The 14,965-nt window shown below is 33.9% G+C and carries 23 protein-coding genes and 1 pseudogene; 8 read left to right on the forward strand and 16 right to left on the reverse strand.

Going from position 1 to position 14,965, the window contains the following annotated elements:
* The first annotated feature begins 205 nt into the window (after nucleotides 1–205).
* Nucleotides 206–1,888 carry a DEAD/DEAH box helicase gene (locus AC3EMB_RS20740; RefSeq protein ID WP_001100040.1) on the forward strand — a complete coding sequence of 561 codons (1,683 nt, stop codon included), beginning with the start codon at nucleotides 206–208 and terminating at the stop codon, nucleotides 1,886–1,888.
* A complete protein-coding gene (locus AC3EMB_RS20745) occupies nucleotides 1,875–2,669 on the forward strand; it encodes a YqhG family protein (RefSeq protein ID WP_044784477.1) in 795 nt (264 codons plus the stop codon). The genes AC3EMB_RS20740 and AC3EMB_RS20745 overlap by 14 nt, the downstream gene beginning before the upstream one ends.
* Nucleotides 2,670–2,718: 49 nt before the next feature.
* Here AC3EMB_RS20745 and AC3EMB_RS20750 read toward each other — a convergent pair whose 3' ends face one another.
* Nucleotides 2,719–2,850 (reverse strand): hypothetical protein, encoded by a 132-nt coding sequence (locus tag AC3EMB_RS20750; RefSeq protein WP_050844516.1) that lies wholly within the window; start codon nucleotides 2,848–2,850, stop codon nucleotides 2,719–2,721.
* Nucleotides 2,851–2,946: 96 nt separating this feature from the next.
* The gene (locus AC3EMB_RS20755) at nucleotides 2,947–3,174 is read right to left on the reverse strand and encodes a hypothetical protein (RefSeq protein ID WP_000032702.1); all 228 of its coding nucleotides are present in this window, start codon (nucleotides 3,172–3,174) and stop codon (nucleotides 2,947–2,949) included.
* Nucleotides 3,175–3,247: 73 nt separating this feature from the next.
* Here AC3EMB_RS20755 and AC3EMB_RS20760 point away from each other — a divergent pair, with 73 nt between their 5' ends.
* Both AC3EMB_RS20760 and AC3EMB_RS20765 read left to right on the forward strand, forming a co-directional pair.
* Complete coding sequence (locus AC3EMB_RS20760; RefSeq protein ID WP_001987222.1) at nucleotides 3,248–3,364, forward strand: hypothetical protein; 117 nt, start codon at nucleotides 3,248–3,250, stop codon at nucleotides 3,362–3,364.
* A gap of 141 nt (nucleotides 3,365–3,505) precedes the next feature.
* Nucleotides 3,506–4,138, forward strand: coding sequence for a VC0807 family protein (locus tag AC3EMB_RS20765; protein WP_001073111.1), 633 nt, complete (start codon nucleotides 3,506–3,508; stop codon nucleotides 4,136–4,138).
* A gap of 65 nt (nucleotides 4,139–4,203) precedes the next feature.
* Here AC3EMB_RS20765 and AC3EMB_RS20770 read toward each other — a convergent pair whose 3' ends face one another.
* From AC3EMB_RS20770 to comGA, 10 genes are all read right to left on the reverse strand, one after another.
* Nucleotides 4,204–4,404 (reverse strand): YqzE family protein, encoded by a 201-nt coding sequence (locus AC3EMB_RS20770; protein WP_000106083.1) that lies wholly within the window; start codon nucleotides 4,402–4,404, stop codon nucleotides 4,204–4,206.
* A gap of 38 nt (nucleotides 4,405–4,442) precedes the next feature.
* Complete coding sequence (locus AC3EMB_RS20775) at nucleotides 4,443–4,940, reverse strand: shikimate kinase (protein WP_488517253.1); 498 nt, start codon at nucleotides 4,938–4,940, stop codon at nucleotides 4,443–4,445.
* Nucleotides 4,941–5,055: 115 nt separating this feature from the next.
* The gene (locus AC3EMB_RS20780) at nucleotides 5,056–5,706 is read right to left on the reverse strand and encodes a 2OG-Fe(II) oxygenase (RefSeq protein WP_000183863.1); all 651 of its coding nucleotides are present in this window, start codon (nucleotides 5,704–5,706) and stop codon (nucleotides 5,056–5,058) included.
* A gap of 174 nt (nucleotides 5,707–5,880) precedes the next feature.
* A complete protein-coding gene (gene comGG, locus AC3EMB_RS20785; protein WP_069356197.1) occupies nucleotides 5,881–6,252 on the reverse strand; it encodes a competence type IV pilus minor pilin ComGG in 372 nt (123 codons plus the stop codon).
* A complete protein-coding gene (comGF, locus tag AC3EMB_RS20790) occupies nucleotides 6,249–6,719 on the reverse strand; it encodes a competence type IV pilus minor pilin ComGF (protein ID WP_000923102.1) in 471 nt (156 codons plus the stop codon). Before comGF ends, comGG begins: the two co-directional genes overlap by 4 nt.
* Nucleotides 6,689–6,991, reverse strand: coding sequence for a hypothetical protein (locus tag AC3EMB_RS20795; protein WP_000829462.1), 303 nt, complete (start codon nucleotides 6,989–6,991; stop codon nucleotides 6,689–6,691). The genes comGF and AC3EMB_RS20795 overlap by 31 nt, the downstream gene beginning before the upstream one ends.
* On the reverse strand, nucleotides 6,984–7,439 hold the full coding sequence (gene comGD, locus AC3EMB_RS20800) for a competence type IV pilus minor pilin ComGD (RefSeq protein ID WP_002094140.1): 456 nt from the start codon (nucleotides 7,437–7,439) through the stop codon (nucleotides 6,984–6,986). The genes AC3EMB_RS20795 and comGD overlap by 8 nt, the downstream gene beginning before the upstream one ends.
* The gene (gene comGC / locus AC3EMB_RS20805) at nucleotides 7,436–7,735 is read right to left on the reverse strand and encodes a competence type IV pilus major pilin ComGC (RefSeq protein WP_053563652.1); all 300 of its coding nucleotides are present in this window, start codon (nucleotides 7,733–7,735) and stop codon (nucleotides 7,436–7,438) included. Before comGC ends, comGD begins: the two co-directional genes overlap by 4 nt.
* An 11-nt stretch (nucleotides 7,736–7,746) precedes the next feature.
* Nucleotides 7,747–8,778 (reverse strand): competence type IV pilus assembly protein ComGB, encoded by a 1,032-nt coding sequence (gene comGB, locus AC3EMB_RS20810; RefSeq protein WP_083530659.1) that lies wholly within the window; start codon nucleotides 8,776–8,778, stop codon nucleotides 7,747–7,749.
* Nucleotides 8,771–9,814, reverse strand: coding sequence for a competence type IV pilus ATPase ComGA (comGA, locus tag AC3EMB_RS20815; protein ID WP_001013187.1), 1,044 nt, complete (start codon nucleotides 9,812–9,814; stop codon nucleotides 8,771–8,773). Before comGA ends, comGB begins: the two co-directional genes overlap by 8 nt.
* A gap of 205 nt (nucleotides 9,815–10,019) precedes the next feature.
* Between comGA and AC3EMB_RS20820 the strand changes: the two genes are divergently transcribed.
* From AC3EMB_RS20820 to AC3EMB_RS20830, 3 genes are all read left to right on the forward strand, one after another.
* A complete protein-coding gene (locus tag AC3EMB_RS20820; RefSeq protein WP_000434107.1) occupies nucleotides 10,020–10,715 on the forward strand; it encodes a helix-turn-helix transcriptional regulator in 696 nt (231 codons plus the stop codon).
* A gap of 126 nt (nucleotides 10,716–10,841) precedes the next feature.
* Nucleotides 10,842–11,084 carry a DUF2626 domain-containing protein gene (locus AC3EMB_RS20825; RefSeq protein ID WP_000375619.1) on the forward strand — a complete coding sequence of 81 codons (243 nt, stop codon included), beginning with the start codon at nucleotides 10,842–10,844 and terminating at the stop codon, nucleotides 11,082–11,084.
* Between the two features lie 107 nt (nucleotides 11,085–11,191).
* Nucleotides 11,192–12,586, forward strand: coding sequence for an L-cystine transporter (locus AC3EMB_RS20830; protein ID WP_001094344.1), 1,395 nt, complete (start codon nucleotides 11,192–11,194; stop codon nucleotides 12,584–12,586).
* A 79-nt stretch (nucleotides 12,587–12,665) separates the two neighbouring features.
* Here AC3EMB_RS20830 and AC3EMB_RS20835 read toward each other — a convergent pair.
* Together AC3EMB_RS20835 and AC3EMB_RS20840 are read right to left on the reverse strand one after the other, a co-directional pair.
* Nucleotides 12,666–13,058, reverse strand: a pseudogene (locus AC3EMB_RS20835) (hypothetical protein).
* Nucleotides 13,059–13,145: 87 nt separating this feature from the next.
* Nucleotides 13,146–13,361, reverse strand: a complete 216-nt coding sequence (locus AC3EMB_RS20840; protein WP_049107956.1) for a DUF3912 family protein — start codon at nucleotides 13,359–13,361, stop codon at nucleotides 13,146–13,148.
* 253 nt (nucleotides 13,362–13,614) lie between these two features.
* On the opposite strand from AC3EMB_RS20840, the gene AC3EMB_RS20845 reads away from it, so the two are divergent.
* The gene (locus AC3EMB_RS20845; RefSeq protein WP_001093240.1) at nucleotides 13,615–13,926 is read left to right on the forward strand and encodes a hypothetical protein; all 312 of its coding nucleotides are present in this window, start codon (nucleotides 13,615–13,617) and stop codon (nucleotides 13,924–13,926) included.
* A 34-nt stretch (nucleotides 13,927–13,960) separates the two neighbouring features.
* Here the strand turns inward: AC3EMB_RS20845 and AC3EMB_RS20850 are convergent, their stop codons facing one another.
* Entirely contained in the window at nucleotides 13,961–14,449 is a 489-nt protein-coding gene (locus tag AC3EMB_RS20850) for a hypothetical protein (protein WP_141544804.1), read from the reverse strand.
* Nucleotides 14,450–14,528: 79 nt separating this feature from the next.
* Nucleotides 14,529–14,903 carry a nucleoside 2-deoxyribosyltransferase gene (locus tag AC3EMB_RS20855; protein WP_001012331.1) on the reverse strand — a complete coding sequence of 125 codons (375 nt, stop codon included), beginning with the start codon at nucleotides 14,901–14,903 and terminating at the stop codon, nucleotides 14,529–14,531.
* Nucleotides 14,904–14,965 lie beyond the last annotated feature (62 nt).

Genomic DNA, 14,965 nt, shown 5'->3' on the forward strand with positions numbered 1-14,965 from the left:
TTCGCTATATTTCATCAATATTCTAGCATAAAAAATAATTTAGAATTTTTTATGTTAAAACACAATAAATACAGCTTTTGAGATTTAATACTTTATTATTGTCTATCATATAGCCTTTAATAACGATAATTATGCCTTCTTTTAAGGCAAATCATCATACATTAAAAAATAATTACTTTAGTTTATAAAAGGTGGGAGAGTCGTAATGAATGTCGATATTTCCGTAGATCGGACGTGGCAAAACAATTTTTTAAATAGAATTGATGAAGATGGTCCTTGGACAAACTGGGATTTATATCACTTAGCTTATGAAACAGAAAAATCGTTACTTGTTCCTACTTTTGATGGACTACAAGCACCGAAACATTTATCCCATTTCACACCGCTTCCGCATCAATTAGAAGTCGCTCAAAATGTAATTGAACAAATGAATGGTAAAGCGATTCTAGCAGATGAAGTAGGTCTTGGAAAAACAATCGAAGCTGGACTTATTTTGAAAGAATACATGGTCCGCGGGCTTGTGAAAAAGGTACTTATACTTGTCCCAGCTTCTCTCGTATCACAATGGGCATACGAGCTGAATACAAAGTTTTTCATTCCCGCTGTAGCACAAAAGAAAAGCTACTCGTGGGAACAAGCTGACGTAATCGTATCATCAATTGATACTGCGAAACGTTCACCACATCGCGATATCGTGTTGAACTTAGAATATGACCTTATTATTATCGATGAAGCACATAAACTGAAAAATAATAAAACAAAAAACTATGAATTTGCACAACGATTAAAAAAGAAGTTTTGTTTATTACTAACCGCTACTCCTGTTCAAAATAAGATTGATGAAATTTTTAACCTTGTTTCTTTATTAAAGCCAGGACATCTAGGCAATCAATCCAACTTTGAAGAATATTACGCTTCCAAAAATCGTTCAGCCGAATCAGATGAAGACTTAAAAGCTCTCATTAACAAAGTAATGGTGCGAAATAGACGACATAATACCGGTATCGATTGGCCGAAGAGACATGTACGTACAATTTTTGTTGAGTTTAATGAACAAGAACAAGCTCTATATAATGATATCGAAAATTGGCGAGGACAAGACGCCTTCACATCTGCTTTCTCATCGTTAACTTTAAAACGGGAAGCGTGCAGTAGTCGTGAGGCTGTTTACTATTCATTGAAAAAGCATGTAGAAAAAAGACAGAAAGAAAATGAACATTATATAAAAGATCCACATATCGATGTGCTAATGGACAAAATTAATCATATTCCTTTCAACTCGAAAGCAACTAAAGCTCTAGAGCTTATAAAAGAAATTGACGATAAAGTCGTCATTTTCACGGAATACCGAGCATCACAGATGTACTTACAATGGTTTTTACAACAACACGGTATTTCTTCTGTCCCATTCCGCGGCGGATTTAAACGCGGGAAGAAAGATTGGATGAAGGAACTTTTCCAAAATCGTGCCCAAGTGTTAATTGCAACGGAAGCTGGCGGAGAAGGCATTAACTTACAGTTTTGTAGCCATATGATCAATTATGATTTGCCATGGAATCCAATGCGTCTTGAGCAAAGAATCGGACGTATTCACCGTCTCGGTCAAAAGAATGATGTTCATATTTATAACTTAGCTACAAAGCATACTGTTGAAGAACATATTCTGAAACTGTTATATGAAAAAATCAACTTATTCGAGCGTGTTATCGGTGAACTCGATGAAATTTTAACGAGAATTAATATGAAAAACATCGACGCGCACATTCAAGAAATTTTCGCGCAATCAAAAAGCGAAGGTGAGATTAGAATTAAGATGGAAAACTTAACATCTATTATCGACTTTGCGAAACGAAATGAAGCTGAGGTGCAAGGCTATGCAGCAACATGAAATTCATAATTACTTATACAATTTCTTTGAAGCGAATAACTGTGAAATTTTAGAACGTTCTCCTCATTTATTAGATGTACAGTTAACAATTGAGATGGATAAATTATTAATGAATCGCCCTTTTTATTGGCACTATCTTGAGAAAACAGGAGGCGTACCGAATCCGATGCGCCTTACTCTTATTACAAATCCAGAAAATGAAGAAAATGATGGTGAGCTTATTCACTACGGTTCACCACGTCTACATCAAATTTTCCAAACGACAAAAGAATTAGGCTCTTACATACGTTTATATGAGGATGTAAGACATAATGGGGCCACACATACACCGCTCCACCCTTGGCTCGGTATTAATATAAAAGTTTCCTATCAATGTGATCGAAAAAAAGACATCCTTCACTCGATTGGCATTCATCTCATTTCTGGAACAATGATGGCAAACTTTCATGAAACATTAACAAACATTAAACTTACACCAAAAATACCTGATTTTTGTTTTACGCTCTCGCCCATCATTAAACCTCAAAGTGGTTTACAACGCATAGAAGACGCTTTAAAAAATATAATTGCAGAAGATGACCATACGTGGGCAAAAGAAGCAAGAGTGCGTTGGAATCATGATTTAGACCTTTTAAACCGTTTTTATGAAGAAAGTGACGAACTTCCTGAGAGCTATGAAATTGAAAAACAAGCTCTGCAAGAACAGTATGAACCACATATTACAGTGCAAATTATTAACGGTGGCCTTTTTTATGTTACCGCGAATCATTTTCTATCTTGAAGAAGCTCCTTCTGCTTTAGAAGGAGCCTCTTTTGAGCTATTTTCTACCCTACTCGCTATCGCCACTACGCTCTTGCTGTTTTTTCTGTGCCATACGTTTCTGGTGTGCACGATCCTTTGCACTCACATGATTTGCATCAGTTGGAAGATTTTCTTTCGAACGTCCAATTCCATTGCTCATCTTTCCCACTCCTTTTTACGTTTTTCAAAATACATGTTTATTTTCAGCTAGAGTTACAATCCTTATACAAAAAATAAGAGCAGCCATTGGCTACTCTTACTCGCTCACATATTTTTGAAACATATCATGGATGCCTTTATTTACTAGGTTCGAGATCTGCTCGTCAGATTTATTCGGATAACGATCACGCAATCTGATAGATGCCTTCACCATTAAATTTTCTAATACAGAACGGCCACCTTCTCCATAAATAATTTCAGCATATTTAACAAGCCTTCCATCCTCTACTGTTGCTGGATTATGATTGAAGAAAAATTTACTCATTGTCTCCACCTCTCTCTTTTGATAACGTTTACATTTATATAGATTATTTATGTTATTTATTTCACAATATTGTATGCATGTATATTTAATTAGTTTCATTATAAAGCAACATATCGATAGTAAATATGTGATTTTCCGTCCATTTTGTGAACAAATTAAAAATGAAAGCGTTTCCTTTATTATATACTAAAAAAACTTACTACGCTAGGGGCAATTTTTTTCAATCTACTAACCCCTCGAAAATTGATATATTTTTTCTTTTCCCATTAAACCTTATACAATTTTCAGAAATTATATTATAAAATATATGTATGACTTAAGGAGGCTTTGTATGAATCAAAATAAAAAAGCTATATTAGATCTTGTCTTTTATCTCGTAATCCCATTCCTCATTTGGAAATTTGCAAAACCTTATATCGATCCTTATTACGCGATGTTACTTTCCTCTGTTCCGGGGATTATTTATACACTGTATACCTTTAAAAAAGAAAAACAGTTTAACGTGACAGGGTTCTTTATTTTAATTACACTCATTTCTAATACAACGGTAGATTTATTATCTGGGTCAGCTGAACGAATGTTGTGGAATGATGCATATTATCACATCGTACTCGGTATTATCGTCATCTGTACAATTTTCATAAAAAAACCACTCATGTTATATTTCGCTGCGGATATTGCAGCGCTGCAAGGACATGACCGCGATAAAAGTCGTGAGCTTTATCGTGATAGTCGTATATATCCAGCACTGCAATATTTAACGTTATTTTTCGGGCTGCAATTTATATTAAAAAGCTTTTTAAAAATTTATTTCATCTCTGTTTTTGGTGTAGATGGCTACGGTGAAATGAGAGCGATTATGACCGCTGTCGGCTGGGGCATTTCTATTTGTATCGGAATAGGGTTCGTATGGGTGAACAATAAAATACATGCCGTTACGGAAGAACAAGAATCCGTGCAGTAAATAAAGATCCCCTAGTGTATTACGACACTAGGGGATCTTTATTTTGCTAGACATATGACTAAAATTTAACTTGATTTTTTTCTTTTACTTTTTACATTTCGATAAAACAAAGCAGCACTCAGCGGCATAACACCAAACCACTTATTCATAAATGGCTCTTTTTCAGCACGGCGTTGTTCTTTCTTTTGTTTTCGATCTTCTTTTGGAGCATCCATATACGACACAAACTGCTGCGTCACAAAGCGAACATAATCATTAGTAGACATATTATCATCACCTCTACTTGATTAGTATGTCCACTTTTTTATACATTAATCTTTCCCTTTAATTCATTCATAATTTGCTTTACAGACTTATTTGTCGTATCGATATGAATATGAGCCTCTTCATAATAAGCTCGGCGTAATTCAAATTTCGTTACAAATGCATCTATATCTTTCTTTTGAAATAGTGGACGTGTCTTATCTTCACGAAGCCTCTCTGCAATTACATGCGGATCACAATATAAATACACGACAGTTCCGTTCTCTTTCATCCACTTGCGATTTTCCGCTCGTTCAATAATTCCCCCACCAGTTGTAATAATGACATTATGGACTGGTAGCGAACGTAACATTTCGCTTTCATATTCCCGAAAAGCCGTTTCGCCTTCTTCGGCAAAAATATCACGAATTGCCTTCTCTTGCTTCTCTTCGATTTTTTGATCAGTATCTACAACATCCATTTGAAGTTCTTGACTTAATGCTTTTCCAATTGTTGTTTTCCCTGCTCCCATATAGCCGGTTATGTATATAGATTTCATTTTCTGTCCTCTCAATCGTCATTTATTAATTGTTATTATAACGAAAGATGCTACTTTGTTTAATAAAAAAACGTTTTGTTCTTATACTATGAAGAACAAAACGTAACACTCGCTTTTACTTATAAGTACCTCTTCTCACCCACTGCGTTGCAATCCATTTCTCGCCTTTCGTTACAGGTGCCCCTCCGTGTAACGTAAGCTCATTTAGTGATTGATCTTGATAAAAATACTCAAAGTATACTGCCATTCCCTTTCTAGGGTGTACAGAAAGATTTAATTTCGGGAAGTACGTTTCCCCGCCTTCTTCTACATCATTTAAGTACATTACAAGCGTACTAATACGATTGTTAGCAGCTGATCTACTATGTTCCGCAAAATAATCATAGTGTGCTTTATATTGTTGATCCACTTCATAATTTAAAATGTGCAATCCTTCACCATGCGACGCAGGAACATTCATGATAGATGAAATTCGTTTTTCAATCTTTGAAGTAAGTTCATTGTCTTCCAAAAATGCACCGCTACTTGTTCGAATATCATTTACATCACGTGATGAACCAACTTTAGAACGCTTCATTTTATTTTTAGACATTTCAATCAATTCATCACACTCTTCATCACTTAGTACATTTGCTAATACGACAATAAGGGGTTCTTCGAATTTTGAAATAATGTGTATTTCTCTATCTTCTGTCATAATCGTATTTCCTTTATGATCAAAAATAGTTTGTTCCTTATTTTCACCTATTTGATTGTTGTTTGTCATTTCCCTATTCTCCCTAAAAATAATGATTGGATAGCATGAATATATCACATTCTTTCTACCTTTCTCTTTTTTGAGAAAATTTAAACTTTTAATCATTATATTTATCCATTTCTTCTAAAAAATCAATTCAATTTACAATAGAAATCCCTGGTTTTTCTTCGTATTTTTTACATACTATTCTTCTATCCAATCGACTATTTTTCCATCCTTTTTTCTATACCGAAAGCTCACCGTATAGAAAGCTTCCTGTTTGAGTGTACACTGCAACGCAACGAGAATTAAATCATTTTCAAAGATATAATTTCCACTCACTTCTCCCTTTTCATACTGAAAGAAAAATGCACCTTCTTTTTCTTTTTGCTGTAAGTCTTTTTTTATATCTGTAATAGATCGGTTAAGTAGTTCATCCAGTAAAAACTTTTGTTCTATTTCTATATAAAAATTTTTATCTGTAAACAACATATTTGTTTCGTATATAAAAAAAGAAGTTAATAAAATAAGAAAGATGAGTGTTCCAGGCATTGTAAACCCATTTTGCCCTCTCATACATTCATTTCCATTTCACTATATCGCATAACTACACCTTCATATATTTTTCCGCTAGTATCTTTCACATTTATAATGAGTACATGAGGTGTTAGTTTGTAAGAAACCGTTCCAATATTTTGTAAAACAACTTCCCTCCCGCGCCTATTTACCTTTCTTATAAGACGACTATTCTCTTTTTCATACGATACTTCACTCCCATTACGCGATCGAAATCGTAAAATACTTTCTCCATTTTCAAATGCTAGCTGTTCTCCAGATGATACTTCACGAAACTCCAATTGCATTTGCCCTAAATACACATCCCACTCCCAATCATTTAACCCTTTCGACTGTTTATTTTCCATTTCAATGAAATGTAGGCGGGGAAAGAGCAAAAAAAATATTGATAATAGAAACAGACATACAATCATTTCTATTAATGAAAAACCAAATTCTAATTTATTTTTTCTCCTACATAAAAGCATTGTTCCATCACTCTGTCTTTCACATCTCTCCACATGGTACAAACTTCATTGCCTCCCCAATATGTGTAATACACAATTCCATTTATATTCTTTTCTATTATTCGCTTTTCTTCATTTCCATACATATATATAATTGCTTCCTTTTTTAATAATCCAGATGCCTTATAACGAATTTGTATATTTTTTCTTTCTTGCATAACTAATACTGTTTGCGGTAGTAGTAACGATACAGCCATCATTAAAATACTTAACGATACAATCATTTCAGCCATTATGGATCCTTTTTGACATTTCACGATACGTAAATCTCCCTCTTCCAAGCTGAAATACAATTTCATATTTATAATTTCGATATGAAATTATAATCGTACCACCTCTATTAATATTTCCACTTGGATTATATGTCATCGGATTTGGAAACGTATGCAAATCAATTTGTATATCTTCTTCATACTCCCGCTTGACGATATAATACTTTGTACCTGACTCTTTTATAGCATACATATTTCTATCTTTATGCCAACGTAATGTATAGTGCTTTTGACGATTTATCGCTAATTGCTGCATATACAAAATATCATTTGAAAACTGTCTCAAAAATTGTTCAACTTTTTGTCGCTCGTATAAGGAATGAACACTAAAATACGTAACTACACTTAATACAGAAATAGCAAATAAAACGAGTAACATTTCTAAAAAAGTAAACCCCTGTTGTTTCACAATGCCCTAATTGATACTGAGCCATCATCTGAAATATGAATAGATTCGCCATTCGGGCACTTATCAGTTGTAATATACTTTTCATCTGTCAGTTCTTTTAACGATGGAATTTTATTATGTTGTAATTGATATACTTGTATTTGCGCTTCTATAGATTTCACGTAAGCTGCACACCCTTTTCCTTGGACCGATGAACGCTGTGTAACTACATTCGGAATAATTAATAGTAATAATATAGTTATGACAACCATTACTAATAGCATCTCTAACAGAGTAAATCCTTCCTCATTCTGCATACAAATGCCCCCTAAATAGAATTCATCATTTGAAACATTGGCATAATCATCGCTAAATACATAAGGACAACGATTCCTCCAATACATGTAAATAAAATAGGCTGAATGATAACTAACATATGTTTAATTTTCCGTTCCATCTTTTCCATAATAAGATCGCTATAGTCACCTAATTCAATCGCTAAATTGCCGTTTGCTTGTCCATGCGTAATAACATAAGAAAGTTCTTTCTCGTAATACCCACTTTTAGCAATGATAGATTGTAACTGTTCTCCTCCAATTAATTGTCTTTCAATCCGGCTCGCTTCATATTGAAAGAACGGATGATATCTTTGCTCCATCATTATTGTTAAAGCTTCGCATACTGATAGTCCACCATTTAATAAACCACTCAACTGAGTAGCAAAATAATGTGAATGCTTTAAAATAAGAAATGTTTTGATGAGGGGCATACGAAGCATGATTTTTACCTGGCTAATATGTGGAAGTTTCCTAAAATACAACATATACAAACTACATCCAATAATAACAGTTAAAATAGCGGTTAAAATAATGTAAGGTAGCAGTTTTATTGCACTTAAAATTTGTTCTGTAAGTAGTGGTGTATTAGAACCGAACGAACTATAAACCATTTCAACCTGAGGTAATAAAATGAGGTTGAAAATAAAAAGCATGATTAGTAGAAAAAACATTAAAAACATAGGATACTGCATGATTTTCATCATATCTCTCCTATACTTATCTTTCTTATAAAGAAGTGCACTTCCTTGTTGCAAAGCAAAAGAAATATCACCATGTTGCTCGGCATAAAATAAATAACTTAACATGTCCTGATGAAACTTTAACTGATGAAAAGAATCGTGTAGACTTTTCCCATCTTTTAACCCCTCAATCATGTGCTGCAATTGTACTTTCTTTTCTACAGGTAATTGAAACTGTAAAAATTCTAATGCTTGTAAAAGAGAGTAGCCTTTTTCTAGTAATTCTCCTAAACGTTTCAACAATACTACTTGATCACTTAAACTCCAAGTTTTCTTAAACATAAACATCATCTTCTAAAAAACCTAAAGCATATCCTTTTCTTATTGACGATTCTAAAGTCTCATGTTTGTAAGTAACACATTCTCCATCTGCTTCTTTAAGCGCTTGTTTTAACTCATATCCATATAGCAGCTCATAAATGCTTGCTTGCCTTACTTGCCTCATTGATTTACATAAAGTTGAGCACTTTCCTCTGCAAAACGGACACTTCAATTCGACAAGTCGCTGTGCAGCTACAGCCAATAAAGACTGTTCAATCTCTTGCCTCGTTATACCATAATCCATGAAACGAATGATTGCTCCTTTCGCATCATTCGTATGCAGCGTTGTCATGACTAAATGTCCTGTCAAACTTGCTCTTATAGCTATTTTTGCTGTTTCTTCATCACGGATTTCACCGACTAAAATAATATCTGGATCATGACGTAAAATAGCCTTTAACCCTGTTTCATATGTGAGACCCGCTTTTTCATTTATTTGAATTTGTAATACATCGTCACTTCTTTTTTCAACTGGATCTTCAAGTGTAATGATGCGACGTGTTTTCTTTTTTCTAATTACCTCTAATAATGCATACATTGTCGTTGTCTTCCCAGAACCAGTCGGTCCAGTAAACACGAGTAGCCCCTGTGAATAGCGTAAAAACGAGAGTAGTTTTGCTGCCGTACTTGGAAATAACGAAAGATGTGATAAGGGCTGCACAGATGCTTGTAAATGAAGGCGAATAACGAGACTTTCTTGATATACTGTTGGAAGTGTTGAAAGGCGTAAATACACTTCTTGTCCATCAATTTGCAAATACAACGAACCATTCTGTGGCTTCCGTTTCTCTCCTATGTCCATAGATGCTAAAAATTTAAAATGTGAGACAAGTTTTTCTCCAAACTCCTTTTCAATACAATGTCTCGTCATTAAATCTTTTCCTACACGTAGTTGCACCGCTACATCCTTCTGCCGGGGCACAATATGTAAATCTGACGCTTGTACCCTACACGCTTCTTTTAAAATTGTATTCGCAAAAATTTCAATCCCATTCATCACTTTTCCCTCCTCACTATGTATATAGCATGAAAACATGCACAATAAAAATTTGGAATTTTGTATTTTCACTAGAACAAAAAGGAAAAATATGTTTGTGAAATTATGAACAATTTCTGAATTATTGTCTGAAATTACCTATACTCATGTTTATCTGTATTATAATGTTATTATCTTGGATAAAGTGATAAAGGTGGAGATCCTCATGGAACAAGCTTTAAAAATTACAGGTGTTTTAGCTGACCCAACTCGTTATTACATTTATAAATATATTTCGCAAAAACATAGTTACGTAACTGTACAAGAAATTGCAGATGAATTCGATATTCATCCAAACGTAGCGCGTTTACATTTATCTAAATTAGAAGATGTTCATATGCTTAAATCGGAAACGAAGAAAACTGGAAAAGGCGGAAGACCAAGCAGATTATATGTCTTATCTGAAGATGTTATTCAATTGCAATTTCCATTCCGTGATTATCAATTGTTAGCAAGAATAGCATTTAATTCTTTACTTAGCCTTGGCGCTGCTGGTGAAAAAGCGCTATACGAAACAGGAAAACAATTCGGGGCCGAATTAATGCAACAACATATGCAACGTTTAAATGTGAGTGAAGATGCTTTAACAGTAGAGCAAAAAGTTCAAATTGCAAAAGAAGCTTTCTCAACAGCCGGCTTATCACCTGCATTTGAATTAAGTGCAGATGGAACAAAAATTTTCTATGATGTACACAATTGTCCATTTAAAGAAGTTGCTGTTCATCATCCAACTGAAATTTGTAACATGCACGGAGATATGATGAAAGGCATTTTTGAAATCCTATTCCCTAACATGGAATTAACTCGACATGATAGTCTATTAGATGGATGTAAATCTTGTAATTATAAACTAACAATTTAATTTATCATATAAAAAGAAGCCAATAATAATTGGCTTCTTTTTATACGAACGAATATTTACAATAGTAAGAAAAATAAACTATAATGAAAAGAGGTTTTACTTTTTCTAGAAAAGGAGGGAAATAGCATGGATCGCATGTTTCGCGTTCTCGGCTTTTGGACTGGAATTTTCTCGGTTATGTTTTACGTAGGAGATATGCAACAGGCTGCACTACTATTTTTAGGACAAACAGGTTTCTTCGTACTTTTAAGCTATTTAAAATTAACAGAGCGTATGTATATATACGTATTTGGGGCATATTTAACTGTTTTCTTCATAGGATTTACATACTACACGACATTTTTACTTGTCCCTGGGGCTGGACATTAAAAGATGGCATTTTGCCATCTTTTTTTTAATCCCGGAATTTCCTAGTTGACTTATAGGTTTTATTACCTTATATTCTATATAACAGATTGGAATTAGGGGGAATCAACATGAATACACTGCTTGTCGGAATTAACGTTGCAGTCATGCTCATCTTAGTTGGCGTATTATATTATATGCAACGTAAGCATGTATCTTTTAATAAACGTGTATTTACCGCTTTAGGAGTCGGAATTTTATTCGGTCTTATATTACAATTCATTTATGAGCCAACTTCTAAAGTAATTATTGAATCAAATACTTGGTTTGGCTTAATTGGTAACGGTTATGTGAAATTACTTCAAATGATCGTTATGCCACTTATTTTAGTATCTATTATTTCAGCATTTACAAAATTACAGTTAACGAAAAACCTTGGTAAAATTAGTGGTCTTATTATCGGAATTTTAATTCTTACTACAGGAATCGCTGCAGCTGTCGGTATCGCTGCAAGTGCAGGATTTGATGTATCTGCAACAGGCTTGCAACAAGGTGATGCAGAATCTGCTCGTCTGAAACTAGTTGAAGAAAGATTTACTTCTATTGAAAAGACAACAATTCCAGATAAATTATTAGAGCTATTGCCTACAAATCCGTTTCTTGATTTAACAGGCGCTCGTCCAACATCAACAATTTCTGTCGTAATATTTGCAGCCTTTATCGGCATTGCCTTTATAGGTGTAAAACGAAAATATCCAGAACAAGCAGAGCTATTTAAGAAAATGCTTGATGCTGTATATGCAATCGTAATGCGTATGGTAACATTAATTTTACGCCTTACTCCATACGGCGTATTAGCTCTTATGGCAAAAACAGTTGCTGGTAGCGATATAAATGCTATTTTAAAGCTTGGTAACTTCGTGTTAGCCTCTTATGTAGCACTTATCGTAATGTTTATCATTCACTTATTATTAATTGCATTGTCTGGTTTAAATCCAATTCAATATTTGAAAAAAGTGTTCCCTGTACTAACTTTTGCATTCACATCTCGCTCTAGTGCTGGTGCGATGCCATTAAATATTGAAGCTCAAAAAGAAAAGCTTGGTATCTCCGAAGGAATTGCAAACTTCGCAGCTTCATTTGGGGTATCTATCGGACAAAACGGTTGCGCAGGTATTTATCCAGCAATGCTTGCAATGATGGTCGCTCCAACTGTAGGAATTGATCCATTACAACCACAATTTATTTTAACTTTAATCGCTGTTGTTGCTATTAGCTCATTCGGTGTTGCCGGAGTTGGTGGCGGTGCAACATTCGCAGCTTTAATCGTACTATCTACAATGAACTTACCAATCGGTATTGTTGCTCTAGTTATCTCGGTTGAGCCATTAATCGATATGGGTCGTACAGCTCTTAACGTAAGTGGTTCTATGACAGCAGGTCTTATTTCAAGTAAATGGCTTGGTGAATTAGATCAAGATACGTACAATCAAGATGATACAAAAACTGGTGAAATTGCTTCATAATGAAAAAAAGACGCTAACATACAATTGTTAGCGTCTTTTTTATTCCGTTCCCTCTTTATAGATCTTATCTTGAGAATTATCACTCCAAGTATTCTTCTAATTGCTCTTTTAACTCTTCCTCAATCTCATAACAAGATTCATCAGCGAGTTCTCCTACTTTCTTACTACCCAAAATGTTTGATTGAATTGGCATTCCTAAAAAGATTCTTTAACATTCATAAATCGGAATATTGTGAAATTTAATCATCTCTTTTTCTTCATCTAATATAGCTATAGCAACTGTTGAATAATAACCCACCTCAAAGGGATTCTCTTTTTCTCTTGCAAATCCCATATCTAATTCCATGTTTTTTTCTATGTATAAATGCGAATACTCTTTATACAATTTAAGTGATATTCGCTCTATTTCCTTCTCCATACATTGAATGTTCTCTTTTAACTCCAACGTAAACTCCTGTTCTTTATATTTCATTTTCGCCTCCTTAAACATAGAAAAAGAGAATACAATAATATATTCTCTTTCCTCAAATATATTTCATTATCTCACAGCCCGTCCTTTTCACAAATAACCATTTTGTTCGCACCATTTATGAAATTGTCCTACGTCTACTCCAACTAACACGATATCCTTTAGCTCTACATCAATAATTTGTTCTCCAATTACAATAGCAAACTGCGATGCTAATTTTGTCTCGTTTTTCTTTACAATTCCAATTTGGTTCCGATGCGGTCCATCTTTTATATATGCTTTTTGTCCTACAATATCAAAGTTCAAGATTCTCACCTCTTTTACTGCGCTCAAATTGGAAATACGATCTCCACCTCGGAAAATTTCCTTTCATTGCACTATTTCTCTATATATATGACGAAACAATAAAAGAGTCCTTCCTTCTTTACAATTATTTTTTCTTTGTTTCATTTTTGTGATTGAAACGTAAAGTTTATAATAAAATACACTTGGAAGCGCTTTCTATGTAATTTTTTATGTTATAATATAAAAGTAGAACTTCGTAAAGAGGGTTAAAAAAATGAATACAAAAATGATTAAAAAAGTAATTGAAGCATTAAAAGTATATGGCTTTCAGGATGTATCATTCTGTGACAAAACGAGGCAATTTTTATTTCATAACGAAACCGATATTATGAGCGGCTATGCAGAAATAACATATAGTAGTCAATTTGAAAAATTCAACGTACAAATTCATCCAATTGAAACACATCACCAAGCAGAGTTACAAGAGGTTGAAAGACATATACAAGCTTGTATAAGAAAAGTGGAATATTTAAACGCACTTCTTACCGGGCAGACAAAACTAGATGATAAAATTATTATTATGTAAAAAAAGAACGTGATTGAATCACGTTCTTTTTTCATTATATGTTCATCTTTTCCTTTAGTTGTAATCCTGTAACAGATTCTAATACATCCATCGATTCTCCAAATGTCATGTCAAAAATTATATTGTCCTCTATGTACGGAAACTGTCTGAAACGCTTTTCTAACACCTTTACAGCATCTGATGTAAAGTTTGCACTATCAATGCCAAATTCTGTTTCAAGAAGAACGATCCAATCTAACACATGAAAACCTAATCCATTGACGAATGCAATAAGTTTTTCTTCTGGGTTTGAAGATAAGAATACTTGGCGTTCCATCTCACTAAAAAGTTCTTCTCCTAAGATTTCAGCTAACTCATCATCATGTTCACGTTCAACAAGTTCTTCGTAGCCGTAATCATCCACAAGCTCTTCTACCTCTTCACTATCCTGACAAAGCAATTGACTAAGAAGTGCCTCTTTCTTAAATTCACTATTTTGTACGACTTCTAAAAAGCTCGTTTCCCATCCATTTTCTAATTTCATATTATGTACTCCTTTATATACGTTTCTTATCATCACTGTACCCAAAAGATCACTTTTATAACCTTTTAGGTAGTTACTATTATTTCACATGATTCATAACATAAGATGCAAACTCAGCTACATCTCCTTCAAAAATATTTATTTCTGGCAAGTGATAGAACGTTGTTTGGAGCGGGTTTCCTGCATGATATACATATATCGTTTTCTCTAGTGCAATCGCCATTCCAAACTCTGTATGGCTCCCGTTTCCGCCATCTAATATAAGTAAAAACACATCCGCTTCTTTTACAGCATTTTTTTCTGCCTGACCAATTTCTCTTAATTGTTCTTGATTCACTGCTCTTTCGTTTTTGGTCCAATCATATGTATGGTGCCATCCTGCATGTTTCAGTTCATTTGCTACGGAACATACAAGATGTTTATTTTGGAAACCTGAGGCGATATAAAAATTCATTTATATACACTCCTTCATTATGTATGGGGAAACTCCTTTTTAGCGTTAATTGTTATAGCTAT

The organism is Bacillus sp. LQ16 (assembly GCF_057784645.1).